This is a genomic window from Phaeovulum sp., assembly GCF_030684035.1.
GTDB lineage: Bacteria > Pseudomonadota > Alphaproteobacteria > Rhodobacterales > Rhodobacteraceae > UBA6213.
The window spans coordinates 23,287-36,253 of the sequence record NZ_JAUXPI010000030.1 but is presented as its reverse complement, the minus strand read 5'-3'; the positions used below and the strand labels follow the sequence as shown (position 1 = coordinate 36,253).

The window sequence follows — 12,967 nt, the reverse complement described above, 5'->3', positions numbered from 1 at the left end:
CGCTCGCGCCCGTGCCAGACGGAAGGAAAGGCATGCCAAAGGCTGCGGCAGGACCGCCCAAACTCATCCGCCCGGTGGTGCTGGTGGGCATGATGGGTGCGGGCAAGACTGCCGTGGGCACCCAGCTTGCGCGGCTGCTGCGCGTTGGCTTTCTCGATAGCGACACCGAGATCGAGCGCGCCGCGAACCGCTCGATTTCCGAAATTTTTGCGCGCGACGGCGAGCCGTTTTTCCGCGCCCGCGAATCAGAGGTGCTGGCGCGTCTGCTGGTCGGCCCGCCTGCAATTCTCTCGACCGGCGGCGGTGCCTTCATGTCCGAGTCGAACCGCGCAATGATCGCCGAGAGGGGGGCTTCGGTCTGGCTCAAGGCCGACCTCGATCTGCTCTGGCAGCGGGTGCGTGCCAAATCCACCCGGCCGCTACTGCGCACCGCTGATCCGCTGGGCACATTGCGGGCACTGCTGGCAACACGGGCACCGGTTTACGCGCTGGCGCAGGTTGTGGTTGATGCCGAGCCGGGGTTGAGCGTTGGCGGCATGGCGCGCAAGGTGCAGGCGGCGCTGCAGGCAACGCCGGGGGTTTTCGCAGGGCAGGGGGCGTGAGCGTGGAGCAGGTCAGGGTGGAATTGGGCGCGCGCGCCTATGAGGTGCGCATCGGTGCCGGTCTGCTGGCGCGCGCGGGTGCCGAAATCGCGCCGCTTCTGCGCCGCCCCAGGGTGGCGGTGATTACCGACGAAACCGTGGCGGCGCTGCACCTTGACCGGCTCCGCGAGGGGCTTGGCGGGGTCGCCATGACCGCGCTGGCGCTGCCTGCGGGCGAGGCCACCAAGGGCTGGCCGCAACTCACCCGCACCGTCGAATGGCTGCTTGCCGAGCGGATCGAGCGGTCGGATCTGGTGGTGGCCTTTGGCGGCGGGGTGATAGGCGATCTCGCGGGCTTCGCCGCGGCGGTACTGCGCCGTGGCGTGCGCTTTGTGCAGATACCGACCACGCTTCTGGCGCAGGTGGACAGCTCGGTTGGCGGCAAGACCGGGATCAACTCGGCCCATGGCAAGAACCTGATCGGTGCCTTTCACCAGCCCAGCCTGGTGCTGGCCGATATTGATCTGCTCGCCACCTTGCCGCCGCGCGATCTGCTGGCGGGCTATGGCGAGGTGGTGAAATACGGGCTTCTGGGCGATGCACGGTTTTTCGAATGGCTGGAGCGGCATGGGCCAGCGCTTGCCGCAGGCGATACCGCCGTGCGTGCCAGGGCGGTGACACGGTCGGTTGAGATGAAGGCCGCAATCGTTGCCCGCGACGAGACCGAAGAGGGCGAAAGGGCGCTGTTGAACCTTGGCCATACCTTTGGCCACGCGCTTGAATCCGCCACCGGCTATTCGGCGCGGCTGTTGCATGGCGAGGGGGTGGCAATCGGTTGCGCGCTGGCGTTCGAGCTCAGCCAGCGGCTTGGCCTCTGCAGCCAGGAAGTGCCGAGCCGGGTGCGCGCGCATCTTCGGGCGATGGGCATGAAGGTGGACCTTGCCGATATCGCGGGCGATCTACCGGGGCCCGATGCGCTGATGGCGCTGATGGCGCAAGACAAGAAGGTGCGCGACGGACAGTTGCGCTTCATTCTGGCGCGCGGCATCGGCGAGGCCTTTGTCAGCGCGGATGTGCCCGCCGATGTGCTGCGCGGGCTTCTGGTCACTGCATTGGCCGCGCGCTGACCGCCGCTATTTCTCGGGTATCAGGCCGCGTGGACTGAAGCGCAGCACCAAAAGCAGAATCAGCCCCATGGTCAAAAGCCGCATCTGTTCGGCCGAGGCGAGCAGGTGCACCTTCAACCCCGAGCCATCCGCCAGCCCCGAGGTGACGAAGCGCATCAGCTCCAGCCCCCAGGTTTCGGCCTTGATCCAGAGGAAATAGATCAGCATCCCGCCGAGCACCGAACCCCAGTTGTTGCCGGACCCTCCGACAATCACCATCACCCAGATCAGGAAGGTATAGCGCAGCGGGTTGTAGCTGCCCGGCGTCATCTGCCCGTCGAGCGTTATCATCATCGCCCCCGCAAGGCCGCAGACCGCCGAGCCGAGAACGAAGATTTGCAAATGGCGGCGGGTCACGTTCTTGCCCATCGCCGCCGCCGCGGTTTCGTTGTCGCGGATGGCGCGCATCATCCGGCCCCAGGGCGATGTGAGCGCCATTTGTGTAAGCCAGATGAGCAGCAACAGCACGATCAGGAACAGACCGGAGTAAAGCAGCTTCACCGTCAGCGTCGAGGCGGTTACCGGGTCGAGCCCGAGCGCTGCGGCGCGTTCGACAAAACTCGCGCTGGTCTGCAACTCGATCTCGCGCGGTACTGGCCAGGGCCGGGGCAGGCCGTTGATGTTCTTGACACCGCGCGCCAGCCAATCTTCGTTGCGCAGCACCGAAACGATGATTTCACCAATACCGAGCGTGGCGATGGCGAGGTAATCAGAGCGCAGCCCAAGCGCCGTTTTGCCCACCACCCAGGCGGCACCGGCGGCAAAGACCGCGCCCAGCGGCCAGGCAAGCACGATCGGCAGGCCAAGCCCGCCAAGGTTGCCCGCGCCCGAGGGGTTCACCGCCTCGATGGCCACGGATGCCGGGTCAAAGATCGCGCGGTAGAGGAAAAAGCCGCCGATCAGGATCAGCGGAATGGCAATGACCCGCACTTGCAGGCGGGCGCGGCGGTTGACCGCGATTGCTGCCCAGACCGTTGCCGCAGCCATCGCAAACGCCAGAATCAGCCCCGTCCCGCCCGCCGTGAAAGCCCCCGGGTTTGGTGGCATCGCCACCAGCACCGGGGCAAGCCCGCCAATCGCGACAAAGCCCACCACGCCCGAGTTGAACAGCCCCGCGTAGCCCCATTGCATGTTGACCCCGAGCGCCAGCACCGCCGAAATCAGCCCCATGTTGAGAATGCGCAGCGAAAAATCCCAGCTGCCCGAAAAGATTGCGTTCTTGGTGACAGCGCCCTCGAGCACCAGCAAAAGCGCCATGCCGCCAAAAAGCACCAGATTGCGCGGGTTCAGGGTCATACCGATTTCCCCTTGAATATGCCTGTCGGCCGGAACAGCAGCACGATGATCAGGATCGCGAAGCTGACCGCGAACTTGTATTCGGTTGACAAAAGCTGGATCGGCCCGCTCGGCGTCCAGTCGCCGGGAATGAGATAGCCGAGCACCTTGCGAAAATCATAAGTTACCGCAACCTCGGAAAACGCGATCACGAAGCCTCCGGCAATCGCCCCAAGCGGGTTGCCGAGGCCGCCGACAATCGCCGCCGCGAAGATCGGCAGGAGAAGCTGGAAATAGTTGAAGGCCTTGAAGCTTTTATCGAGGCCAAACAGGGTTCCGGCAATGGTCGCCAGCGCCGCCGCAAGGATCCAGGTCACCGCAACCACCCGTTCGGGGTTGATGCCCGAGAGGAGCGCGAGGTCTTCGTTGTCGGAAAACGCGCGCATCGATTTGCCGGTGCGGGTGCGGCCCAGAAACCAGAAGAGCGCCCAGACCACGAGCACGGCGGTAACCAGGGTGATGACCTGGGTCGAACGCAGCGCCAGCCCTTCGGCCAGCCCGGTTGCCGCCCGGAACTCGCGCGCGTTGATGACAAAGCGCACGCCATCGTCAAACTGGATCTCACCCACACCGATCACGAACCGGGTAACGCCGTTCATGATGAACATCACACCCACCGAGGCCATCACCAGAATGATCGGGTCGGATTTCTTCTTGCGGTAAAAGCGATAGACGGCGCGGTCGGTGCCAAGCACCAGCGCGGCCGTGGCGGCAATGCCGAAAGGCAGCGCCAGAAGCGCGGTCGGCAGCGGCGAGATTGAAACCCCGAGCGACTGCAACCCCCAGGTGCCGAGTATCGTCATCGCGGTGCCAAACGCCATGGTGTCGCCATGCGCGAAGTTGGAAAACCGCAGTATGCCGTAGATCAGCGTTACCCCAAGCGCGCCAAGCGCCAATTGCGCGCCATAAGCCGAGGCCGGGATGATGACGAAATTGAGCATCGCCACGATGGCATTGAGAAAGTCCATCTCAGCCCCCCAGAAAGGTGCGGCGCACATCGGGGTCGGCCAGCAGCGCCGCCCCGGTGTCGGTGTAGCGGTTCGAGCCTTGCACCAGCACATAGCCCATGTCGGCGATGCCAAGCGCCTGGCGCGCGTTCTGCTCGACCATCAGAATCGAGATACCGCTGCGCGCCACCTCGATGATGCGGTCAAAAAGCTCGTCCATGACAATGGGCGACACGCCTGCGGTCGGCTCATCAAGCATCAGAAGCTTCGGCTCGGTCATCAGCGCGCGGCCCACCGCCACCTGCTGGCGCTGTCCGCCGCTCAGTTCCCCCGCCGCCTGACGCCGCTTGTCCCTGAGGATCGGGAACAGGGTATAAACCTGCTCCATCGTCGCGGCGACGTTGTCGCGGCGCAGGAAAGCACCCATTTCAAGGTTTTCCTCTACACTCATCGACGGGAACACGTTCGAGGTTTGCGGCACGAATGCCATGCCCTTGGCCACCCGCGCCTGCGGCGAAAGCTGGGTAATGTCTTCGCCCTCAAGGGTTACATGGCCCCCGCGCAGCTTCAGCATGCCGAAAACCGCCTTCATCGCGGTCGATTTGCCGGCACCGTTGGGGCCGACGATCACCGCGATCTGGCCTTTTTCGACGCGGAGCGTGCAGCCGTGCAAAATGTCGGCAGCGCCATAGCCGCCGGTCATGTTCTCGGCGAGAAGGAAGCTCATGCCAGCCCCTCCCGCACCTTGTTCTTCAGCCCGGTGCCCAGATAGGCCTCGATCACCGCCTCGTTTTGCATGATCTCGTCGGATTTGCCGTGCGCCAGCACATGCCCCTCGGCCATCACGATCACCGGGTCACAAAGCCGGGCGATAAAGTCCATGTCGTGCTCGATCACGCAGAAGGTATAGCCGCGCTCGCGGTTCAGCCGCACGATCGCGTCGCCGATGGTATTGAGAAGCGTTCGGTTCACCCCCGCCCCGACCTCGTCGAGAAATACGATCTTCGCCTCGACCATCATCGTGCGGCCAAGCTCCAGCAGCTTTTTCTGCCCGCCGGAAAGGTTGCCCGCCTTTTCCCCGGCCAGATGCGAAATGGTGAGAAACTCGAGCACCTCATCGGCCTTGGCGCGCAGCGCCGCCTCCTCCGCGCGGATGCGGGCGCGGGCAAACCAGGCGTTCCAGAGCGTTTCACCCGCTTGCGAACCGGGAACCATCATCAGGTTCTCGCGCACGGTCATCGAGGAAAACTCCTGCGCAATCTGGAAGGTGCGCAACAGGCCCCGTTCAAAAAGCGCGTGCGGCGGCAGGCCGGTAATGTCTTCACCCGCCATCAGGACGCGCCCGGACGTTGGTTTGAGAACGCCAGCTATCACATTGAACAAAGTAGATTTGCCAGCGCCGTTCGGGCCGATCAGGCCGGTGATGGAGCGCTGTGCAATTGAGATGGACACATCATCGACAGCGCGAAAGCCGCCAAAATGCTTGTGCAGGTTCTCAACCTGGATCATGCATCCCCCGATCTTCATGCTTTGCACGAAGGGTGCCCTTCAAGGGCTTGATTATCAAGCAAACAGCCCGGATTTCTCCGGGCTGTTGCTGGTTCGGTCAGCCGCCCTTAGCGGTACCGCAACACATTCATCTTGCCGCCCTGGAACTCGATCTCACGATACGAGCCAGAGCTTTCGCCGGGTCCGATCAACTCGACCGCGGTGGCACCGACATAATCGACATCGCCACCCGCCGCGAGAATCTGCAGTGCCTTGGCAAGCTCGCCCGGCAGGATCGGCTCGCCCGGGGCGTTGGCCACATCCATCACCTTGCCCTTGTAGGCCGCCGGATCGGAGGAACCGGCTGCGGCCATCGCCAGCATGATCAGCGCCGCCGCGTCGTAGGACTCGGGCGCAAAGGCCGAGGTGCCGTCAAAGCCCGCCGCCGTGGCCATGGCCACGAAAGCGTCGCGGCCAGCGCCTGCCGCTGCCGGGTTCTGCCCGAACGAGCCGGTGACTTCGGCAGCGAACTTGTCTTCAAGCGCCTGGCTCACCATCCCGTCGGGGAAGTTGAAGAGATCGAAGGCACCGGCATCGAGCGCGCCACGGATGATCCCCGCGCCGCCCTGGTCGATATAGCCCGCGACCACCAGAACATCGCCGCCCGCCGAGGCCAGCGCCGCGACTTCGGCCGAATAGTCGGCCTTGCCGTCGTCATGTGCCTGGATGATCGTCACCTTGCCGCCCGCGGCGGTATAGGCCGCCGCGAAACTGTCGGCCAGACCCTTGCCGTAGTCGTTGTTGGTATAGGTGACGGCGGCGGATTTCAGGCCGCGCTCCATCATGATCTCGGTCATCACCACGCCCTGGCGGGCATCCGACGGCGAGGTGCGGAAGAACAGGCCGTTGTCTTCCAGCGTCGAGAGCGCGGGCGAGGTGGCCGAGGGCGAGATCATCACGATGCCGTTGGGCATGGCGACGTTTTGCAGGCTGGCGGTGGTTTCACCCGAGCACATGCCGCCGACGATGCCGCGCACACGCTCGGCAGTGATCAGCCGCTCGACGGTCGCGGTGGCAACCGCCGCGTCAATGCAGGTGCTGTCGCCGCGCACCGGAACCACGGTCGAGCCGCCCAGCAGCAGGCCCGAAGCGGTGACTTCGGCCATCGCCATTTCGGCACCCTGTGCCATTTGCGGTGCCAGCGATTCGAGCGGGCCGGTGAAGCCGACCGAAATGCCAATCTTGATTTCTTCGGCACCGGCGGCACCGGCAACAAGCGCGATTGCGGCGCTTGCCATAAGCATTTTCTTCATGAGTACACTCCCAGGTTGGATCGTTGTCCTGACCGGGGACGTTAGAGGCTTCATCCGAAAAAGAAAAGTGCCCTGTAGGTTTTTCCTGCGTCGGCTTGCCGCGCCAAGCGCAATGCGGGCCTCAGATACCGCCGGTTTCGCTTGGCGCGCCCGAGGTGCCGCGTTCGCGGTAAGGCGTGGTGGCATATTGCGAGCGGTAGCATTTGGAAAAATGCGACGGGCTGGAAAAGCCGCAGGCAAGCGCCACGTTTATGACGCTCATTTCGGTCTGCATCAGCAGGTTACGCGCTTTTTGCAGGCGAATTTCCATGTTGTAGCGCTTTGGGCTGCGGTTCAGATAGCGGCGGAACAGCCGTTCCAGCTGCCGGGTGGACATGCCCACATCTTCCGCCAGTTGCGCCGGGCTGACCGGGTCTTCCAGGTTCGCCTCCATCCGGGCGATCACTTGTGCGAGTTTCGGGTGCCGCACCCCGATTCGGGTGGGGATCGACATCCGCTGGCTGTCCTGATCGGTGCGGATCGAGTTGTAGATGAGCTGGTCGGCAACGGTATTGGCCAGTTCCTCGCCGTGGTCCTGGGCAATGACCTTCAGCATCAGGTCGATCGACGCGGTGCCGCCCGCCGAGGTCATGCGGTTGCCGTCGATCACGAAGACCGATTTCAAGAGCCGCACCGCCTCGAAATCTTCCGAAAAACTGTCCTGATTCTCCCAGTGGATGGTGGCGCGGCGACCTTCCAGCAGCCCGGCTTTCGCCACCGCCCATGCCCCGGTGCAAAGCCCGCCGATGGCGACACCCCGCCGCGCCTCGCGCCTGAGCCAGTTCAGGATCGGCTTCGAGGTGGCTTCTGCCACATCGAGCCCGCCGCAGACGATCACCGTGTCATCGCGCAAAATCTCGGTCAGCCCGATGTCGAGCCGCAGCGTGGCACCGTTCGAACAGGTCGCCTCGCGCCCGTTCTCGCCGGCCAGCACCCAGGCATAAAGCGGCTTGCCCGACACCTGATTTGCCAGCCGCAACGGCTCGATCGCCGAGGCAAAGGCAATGAGGGTGAACCGGTCGAGCAAGAGGAATACGAAGCGGCGCGGCCGCTCTGGCGTTGTGGGGGTCTTGCGCGGCGTGGGGGCGGGCGTGGGAGAGCGCATTTGCGACCTGCTGGGTGTCGTTTCATGCCAGCAATACAGGCTTTCGGCCAGCCCGCAAGCGCCCTGCGCGGCGGCGGCGGGAAATCCGTGCGCGATGCGCATTTGCACTGCGCCGCCGCGCCCCCTATAACGCGGCGCGGCGGCTTTGCCTGCCGCCACGAACGCCGACGCGAAAGGATAGCAGATGACCACCTCCTGGACCAAATCCGACTGGCGCAAACTGCCGCGGCTGCAAATGCCCGACTATCCCGATGCGCTGGCGGTTGGTGTGGTCGAAGCGCAACTGGGGCGGATGCCGCCACTGGTATTCGCGGGCGAGGCGCGCAAGCTCAAGCGCGCGCTGGGGCAGGTGGCCGAGGGCAAGGCGTTCCTGTTGCAAGGCGGCGACTGCGCCGAGAGCTTTGGCGAGTTTTCGGCCGACAATATCCGCGACACCTTCAAGGTGATGCTGCAAATGGCGATCGTGCTGACCTGGGGTGCCAAGCTGCCGGTGGTCAAGGTCGGCCGCATGGCGGGCCAGTTTGCCAAGCCGCGCTCGGCGGGCACCGAGGTGATGGGCGGTCTCGAATTGCCAAGCTACCGGGGCGATATCATCAACGGTTTCGATTTCACCCCCGAGGCGCGGGTGCCAGACCCGGCGCGGATGTTGCAGGCCTATACCCAGGCCGCTGCCAGCCTCAACCTGTTGCGCGCCTTCTCGACCGGGGGCTACGCCGATATTCACCGGGTGCAGAACTGGATTTCCGGCTTCACCGCTGAAGACGACGCCGAACGTTACCGCGAGATCGCCTCGCGCATTTCCGATGCGATGGCGTTCATGGCTGCCGCCGGGGTCACCTCGGAGACCGCCCCCGAGCTCGGGCAGGTCGATTTCTACACCAGCCACGAGGCGCTGCTGCTGGAATATGAAGAGGCGCTGTGCCGGATCGACAGCACCACCGGCCTGCCGGTCGCAGGCTCTGGCCACATGCTCTGGATCGGTGATCGCACCCGCCAGCCCGATGGTGCCCATGTCGCCTTCTGCCGTGGCGTGCAAAACCCGGTCGGCCTCAAATGTGGCCCCTCGATTACTGCTGACGACCTGAAGCTTCTGATCGAAACGCTGAACCCCGAAAACGAGCCGGGGCGGCTGACGCTGATCGCCAGGTTTGGCGCGGGCAAGGTGGGCGACCATCTGCCGCGGCTCATCCGCGCGGTGCGCGACATTGGCGCGAACGTGGTCTGGACCTGCGACGCGATGCACGGCAACACGATCAAATCCGCTTCGGGCTACAAGACCCGGCCCTTCGAATCGGTGCTGCGCGAGGTGCGCGAATTCTTTGCGGTGCACCGCGCCGAAGGCACGATTCCGGGCGGCGTGCATTTCGAGATGACCGGAAAGGACGTGACCGAATGCACCGGAGGCGTGCGCGCGGTGACCGATGAAGACCTCTCAAGCCGCTACCACACCGCTTGCGACCCGCGCCTTAACGCCAGCCAGTCGCTGGAACTGGCGTTCCTCGTCGCCGAGGAATTGCAGGCGCTGCGCGACCAGCGCAGGGCCGTGGCAATCTGAGGCAAGGCCGGGCCGCTGTCAGCCGTCGTTCTTTGCCACCAGGCGCAGCATCGCGCGGCGCGCCTCGGGGCTGCCCTGGGGCGTGGCGAGGGGCGCGGGGGCAGGTTCCGCGAAGCCGGGTTGGTGCCGCGCTGCGGGCAGGGGGAGCGCGCTCTCTGCGCCGGTCGGCTGGCCTGCGACGATCGCGCTCATCCGCACGTCGCTGATGTTGAAGCGGCGCGGGCTGCGGCCGATCTGGCCATCGCTCACCAGGCACCCCATCACCCGGTTGATGTCACCGAGGTCGGATTTCAGCGGCAAGATCAGCAGCTTTGCCGAAAGCGGCGGCTTGCCGATGCCCGGCTCCGCCAGCAGCGTCAGCTCGGCGATTTCGGGCCCCTGAAACACCGCCTCCAGCGCGTCGGAAAGCCGCTTGCGCGATTCGGGCGCGGCAAAGGTGGAAAGCGGCATGCCGCGCACCTCCATGCCCATCAGGTCGTTGAGGTGCATTCCCGCAAGGCGAAAGCGCGCCATGCCGGGGGCGATACGTTCGGCAATGAAGGCATATTCCAGCGCCTGTTCGATGCCGCGCGGGTCCACCTCGGCGCGCGCAGGCACCAGGCGGCCCCTGCGCAACGCTTCCCAGTAAGCGCGCACCAGCGCCAGGGCGCGCCCCTGCGCCCCGGGGTATATTGGTGTGACCGAGCCTCCGTCGCCTGTCAATTTCCCGCCCATCTCCGACCTCAACCCCATGGCCCCCGGCCCCCGGGCCCTGCCGAACTGGCAAGCCCGCTTGTCGCGGCGGCGCTACACGATTACTTCTTTGCCAATATAGCCGATCCTCGGCGATCCCGGGCAGGAAAGTTTACAAATGGTTAACCACAGGCGTGCCGCGGGCGGCCCGTTGTCGATGACTGGCTTTGCGGCGCGGCAGGGTTCAGGTGCCGGGGCGGATTGGGCCTGGGATCTGCGCGCGGTCAATGGCAAGGGGCTCGATCTGCGGCTGCGCCTGCCCGAGGGCATCGAAGGGCTGGAGCTGGCTTTGCGCGAAGCGGTGGCGCGCAAGGTGGCGCGCGGCTCGGTGCAACTGAACCTCAAGCTCGTCGCAACCGACGCGACCGAGGCGCTGCGGCTCAGCCCGACGGGTCTTTCTGCGGCACTGTCGGCGCTTGCCACGGTCGAGGCGCAGGCGGCAGGGCAGGGGCTGGAGCTTGCCGCGACCTCGGCGGCGCAGGTGCTCGGCCTGCGCGGGGTGACACTGCAAGGCACGACCGAGCCGCCTGAGCCACTGGCGCTGCGCGCCGCCCTGCTTGCCGATTTCGCGCTGCTGCTCGGTGATTTCAACGCCATGCGCCGCAGCGAAGGTGCCGCGCTCGCACGCGTGCTCGCCGCCCAGATCGACCGCATCGCCGAGTTGACCGAGGCGGCCGCCGAGGCGGCGGAGGCGCGCCGCCCGCAAGCCGCCGAATCGATGCGCGCGGCGCTTGCGCGGGTTGCCGATGCCGCGCCGGGGGCAGACCCCGCGCGGGTTGCCGGCGAACTCGCGCTGATCGCCATCAAGGCCGACGTGACCGAAGAGCTTGACCGTTTGCGCGCCCACATCGCTGCCGCCCGCGCACATCTCGCGTCAGAGGGCGCGATTGGCCGCAAGCTGGAGTTTCTCACCCAGGAATTCGTGCGCGAGGCCAATACGCTCTGCTCCAAATCCGGCTCGACGCAGTTGACCGCAATCGGGCTTGACCTCAAGCATGTGATCGACCAGATGCGCGAGCAGATCCAGAATCTGGAGTAGGCGATGCCCCCTGCCAGCCCCCGCCGCGGCCTTCTCGTCATCCTGTCCTCACCCTCGGGTGCTGGCAAGACCACCCTCGCGCGCCGCCTGATGGCGAAAGACGCGGATATGCGCTTTTCGGTTTCCGCGACCACCCGCGCGCCGCGCCCCGGCGAGGTCGATGGCCGCGAATACTGGTTTCTTGCCCGCGAAGCCTTTGAAGCCGCCGCCCGGCGCGGCGACATGCTGGAACACGCCGAGGTATTCGGCCACCTCTACGGCTCGCCGCGCGGCCCGATCGAGGCGGATCTTGCGGCCGGGCGCGATGTGCTGCTCGACATTGATTGGCAGGGCGGCCAGCAGGTGCGGAACTCGGCGCTCGGGCGCGATGTCGTTTCGGTCTTCATCCTGCCGCCGTCGATTGCCGAGCTTGATCGCCGCCTGCGCGCGCGCGGCCAGGATGCGCCCGAGGTGATTGCCGGTCGGATGGCGAAAAGCCAGGCCGAGATCAGCCACTGGGCTGAATACGATTATGTTCTGGTCAACGATGATCTTGACCGCGCCGAGACAGCACTTGCCACCATCCTCGCCGCCGAGCGGCTGAAACGCGAGCGCCAGACCGGGCTTGCGGATTTCGTCCGTGGCCTCAATGCGGAGTTTGCCGCCCGATGATCTACGCGCTTGACGGCATTGTCCCCTTGGTTGCAGCCGACGCCTGGGTTGCACCCGATGCCAATCTGATCGGCAAGGTGGTGCTGGAGGCAGGCGCTTCGGTCTGGTTCGGTGCCACGCTGCGCGGCGACAACGAGGAAATCCGGCTTGGCCCGGGCAGCAACGTTCAGGAGGCCTCGGTGCTGCACACCGACATGGGCTTTCCGCTTGCCATCGGGGCGGATTGCACCATCGGCCACAAGGCGATGCTGCATGGCTGCACGATTGGCGATGGCACGCTGATCGGCATGGGGGCGACGGTTCTGAACGGCGCGGTGATCGGGCGCGGCTGCCTGATCGGTGCCGGAGCGTTGATTACCGAAGGCAAGGTTATCCCCGATTTCAGTCTGGTCATGGGCGCACCAGGGCGCGTGGTCCGCCAGTTGGACGAAGCCGGGGTGGAAAAACTCCTGCGTTCCGCCGTGCATTACCGCGCCAATGCCCGCCGCTTTGCCGCCGGGCTGCGCGCCGTCTAATCTGTCGCCAGCACGATCAGATCGAAGTCGAGGCCAGGGCAGGCCGAAGCGATTTCAGAGCGCACCAGATGCGGGTCGGGAATATTCGGGGTGAAGGCGCGCAATTGCCCACGATATCCGAGTGCTCGCAGCCGACGCGCGAGGTCAAGCACGTCAAAACTTGGCGTCATGAGTGGCGCGAGCACGACATCGGGGGTGGTTCGGTCAAGCAGCCCAGCATCAACCGCTGCGAGAGTGGCAAAAGTGATATCGGCCCCCTTCAGCCCGCGCAGCGCCATTGGCTGCGGATGGCGCGGGTCGATAAGCAATATTCTTCGGTGTTCCGCAGCGGTTGCATCAAGCGCGGCGGCAAGCCAGGGCGTCGGTCTTGCCGGGTGCGAACCTGTCATGGCGTGCCTGTTCCAGTTGCTTTCTCGTCATCACTTGCACCATGAAAAATACACACGCTACAATCAATGGTTTAGCTGCGTGTTGCCCGTCACTCAAGCGCAATTGCGCGGG

Annotated in this window: 14 protein-coding genes; 6 read left to right on the top strand and 8 right to left on the bottom strand. The window is 65.2% G+C overall.

Annotation, left to right across the window (positions count from 1 at the left end; translation table 11 throughout):
• Nucleotides 1-32 precede the first annotated feature (32 nt).
• Entirely contained in the window at nucleotides 33-602 is a 570-nt protein-coding gene (locus Q8J98_RS07340) for a shikimate kinase (RefSeq protein ID WP_305183265.1), read from the top strand.
• Nucleotides 599-1,708, top strand: coding sequence for a 3-dehydroquinate synthase (gene aroB / locus Q8J98_RS07335; protein ID WP_305293783.1), 1,110 nt, complete (start codon nucleotides 599-601; stop codon nucleotides 1,706-1,708). Before Q8J98_RS07340 ends, aroB begins: the two co-directional genes overlap by 4 nt.
• 6 nt (nucleotides 1,709-1,714) lie before the next feature.
• Here the strand turns inward: aroB and Q8J98_RS07330 are convergent, their stop codons facing one another.
• The 6 genes from Q8J98_RS07330 to Q8J98_RS07305 all read right to left on the bottom strand — a co-directional run bounded on the left by Q8J98_RS07330 (nucleotide 1,715) and on the right by Q8J98_RS07305 (nucleotide 7,974).
• Entirely contained in the window at nucleotides 1,715-3,043 is a 1,329-nt protein-coding gene (locus Q8J98_RS07330) for a branched-chain amino acid ABC transporter permease (RefSeq protein ID WP_305293782.1), read from the bottom strand.
• Nucleotides 3,040-4,050, bottom strand: coding sequence for a branched-chain amino acid ABC transporter permease (locus tag Q8J98_RS07325; RefSeq protein WP_305293781.1), 1,011 nt, complete (start codon nucleotides 4,048-4,050; stop codon nucleotides 3,040-3,042). Before Q8J98_RS07325 ends, Q8J98_RS07330 begins: the two co-directional genes overlap by 4 nt.
• A 1-nt stretch (nucleotide 4,051) precedes the next feature.
• Nucleotides 4,052-4,756, bottom strand: a complete 705-nt coding sequence (locus Q8J98_RS07320; protein WP_305293780.1) for an ABC transporter ATP-binding protein — start codon at nucleotides 4,754-4,756, stop codon at nucleotides 4,052-4,054.
• Nucleotides 4,753-5,538 carry an ABC transporter ATP-binding protein gene (locus Q8J98_RS07315; RefSeq protein ID WP_305293779.1) on the bottom strand — a complete coding sequence of 262 codons (786 nt, stop codon included), beginning with the start codon at nucleotides 5,536-5,538 and terminating at the stop codon, nucleotides 4,753-4,755. Before Q8J98_RS07315 ends, Q8J98_RS07320 begins: the two co-directional genes overlap by 4 nt.
• Nucleotides 5,539-5,645: 107 nt before the next feature.
• The gene (locus Q8J98_RS07310; protein WP_305183259.1) at nucleotides 5,646-6,830 is read right to left on the bottom strand and encodes an ABC transporter substrate-binding protein; all 1,185 of its coding nucleotides are present in this window, start codon (nucleotides 6,828-6,830) and stop codon (nucleotides 5,646-5,648) included.
• 121 nt (nucleotides 6,831-6,951) lie between these two features.
• Nucleotides 6,952-7,974: a GlxA family transcriptional regulator gene (locus Q8J98_RS07305; protein WP_305293778.1), complete on the bottom strand. Its 1,023-nt coding sequence runs from the start codon at nucleotides 7,972-7,974 to the stop codon at nucleotides 6,952-6,954.
• A gap of 184 nt (nucleotides 7,975-8,158) precedes the next feature.
• Between Q8J98_RS07305 and Q8J98_RS07300 the strand changes: the two genes are divergently transcribed.
• Nucleotides 8,159-9,529 (top strand): class II 3-deoxy-7-phosphoheptulonate synthase, encoded by a 1,371-nt coding sequence (locus Q8J98_RS07300; protein WP_305293777.1) that lies wholly within the window; start codon nucleotides 8,159-8,161, stop codon nucleotides 9,527-9,529.
• A gap of 18 nt (nucleotides 9,530-9,547) precedes the next feature.
• On the opposite strand, the gene Q8J98_RS07295 is transcribed toward Q8J98_RS07300, so the two are convergent.
• The gene (locus tag Q8J98_RS07295) at nucleotides 9,548-10,243 is read right to left on the bottom strand and encodes a PAS domain-containing protein (protein WP_305293776.1); all 696 of its coding nucleotides are present in this window, start codon (nucleotides 10,241-10,243) and stop codon (nucleotides 9,548-9,550) included.
• A 136-nt stretch (nucleotides 10,244-10,379) separates the two neighbouring features.
• On the opposite strand from Q8J98_RS07295, the gene Q8J98_RS07290 reads away from it, so the two are divergent.
• The 3 genes from Q8J98_RS07290 to Q8J98_RS07280 are packed head-to-tail and all read left to right on the top strand — an operon-like array spanning nucleotide 10,380 to nucleotide 12,466.
• On the top strand, nucleotides 10,380-11,300 hold the full coding sequence (locus tag Q8J98_RS07290) for a YicC/YloC family endoribonuclease (RefSeq protein WP_305293775.1): 921 nt from the start codon (nucleotides 10,380-10,382) through the stop codon (nucleotides 11,298-11,300).
• 3 nt (nucleotides 11,301-11,303) lie between these two features.
• The gene (gene gmk / locus Q8J98_RS07285; RefSeq protein ID WP_305293774.1) at nucleotides 11,304-11,951 is read left to right on the top strand and encodes a guanylate kinase; all 648 of its coding nucleotides are present in this window, start codon (nucleotides 11,304-11,306) and stop codon (nucleotides 11,949-11,951) included.
• Nucleotides 11,948-12,466, top strand: a complete 519-nt coding sequence (locus tag Q8J98_RS07280) for a gamma carbonic anhydrase family protein (RefSeq protein ID WP_305293773.1) — start codon at nucleotides 11,948-11,950, stop codon at nucleotides 12,464-12,466. Before gmk ends, Q8J98_RS07280 begins: the two co-directional genes overlap by 4 nt.
• Here the strand turns inward: Q8J98_RS07280 and Q8J98_RS07275 are convergent.
• Nucleotides 12,463-12,855 (bottom strand): hypothetical protein, encoded by a 393-nt coding sequence (locus Q8J98_RS07275; RefSeq protein ID WP_305183252.1) that lies wholly within the window; start codon nucleotides 12,853-12,855, stop codon nucleotides 12,463-12,465. The two genes, Q8J98_RS07280 and Q8J98_RS07275, sit on opposite strands and share 4 nt — an antisense overlap.
• Between the last annotated feature and the right edge of the window lie 112 nt (nucleotides 12,856-12,967).

Bases quoted from the DNA above. Each gene is read 5' to 3' on its own strand.
- Q8J98_RS07340 (WP_305183265.1), top strand. From the start codon at position 33: ATGCCAAAGGCTGCGGCAGGACCGCCCAAACTCATCCGCCCGGTGGTG.
- Q8J98_RS07330 (WP_305293782.1), bottom strand. From the start codon at position 3,043: ATGACCCTGAACCCGCGCAATCTGGTGCTTTTTGGCGGCATGGCGCTT.
- Q8J98_RS07325 (WP_305293781.1), bottom strand. From the start codon at position 4,050: ATGGACTTTCTCAATGCCATCGTGGCGATGCTCAATTTCGTCATCATC.
- Q8J98_RS07320 (WP_305293780.1), bottom strand. From the start codon at position 4,756: ATGAGCTTCCTTCTCGCCGAGAACATGACCGGCGGCTATGGCGCTGCC.
- Q8J98_RS07315 (WP_305293779.1), bottom strand. From the start codon at position 5,538: ATGATCCAGGTTGAGAACCTGCACAAGCATTTTGGCGGCTTTCGCGCT.
- Q8J98_RS07310 (WP_305183259.1), bottom strand. From the start codon at position 6,830: ATGAAGAAAATGCTTATGGCAAGCGCCGCAATCGCGCTTGTTGCCGGT.
- Q8J98_RS07305 (WP_305293778.1), bottom strand. From the start codon at position 7,974: ATGCGCTCTCCCACGCCCGCCCCCACGCCGCGCAAGACCCCCACAACG.
- Q8J98_RS07300 (WP_305293777.1), top strand. From the start codon at position 8,159: ATGACCACCTCCTGGACCAAATCCGACTGGCGCAAACTGCCGCGGCTG.
- Q8J98_RS07295 (WP_305293776.1), bottom strand. From the start codon at position 10,243: ATGGGCGGGAAATTGACAGGCGACGGAGGCTCGGTCACACCAATATAC.
- Q8J98_RS07290 (WP_305293775.1), top strand. From the start codon at position 10,380: ATGGTTAACCACAGGCGTGCCGCGGGCGGCCCGTTGTCGATGACTGGC.
- gmk (WP_305293774.1), top strand. From the start codon at position 11,304: ATGCCCCCTGCCAGCCCCCGCCGCGGCCTTCTCGTCATCCTGTCCTCA.
- Q8J98_RS07280 (WP_305293773.1), top strand. From the start codon at position 11,948: ATGATCTACGCGCTTGACGGCATTGTCCCCTTGGTTGCAGCCGACGCC.
- Q8J98_RS07275 (WP_305183252.1), bottom strand. From the start codon at position 12,855: ATGACAGGTTCGCACCCGGCAAGACCGACGCCCTGGCTTGCCGCCGCG.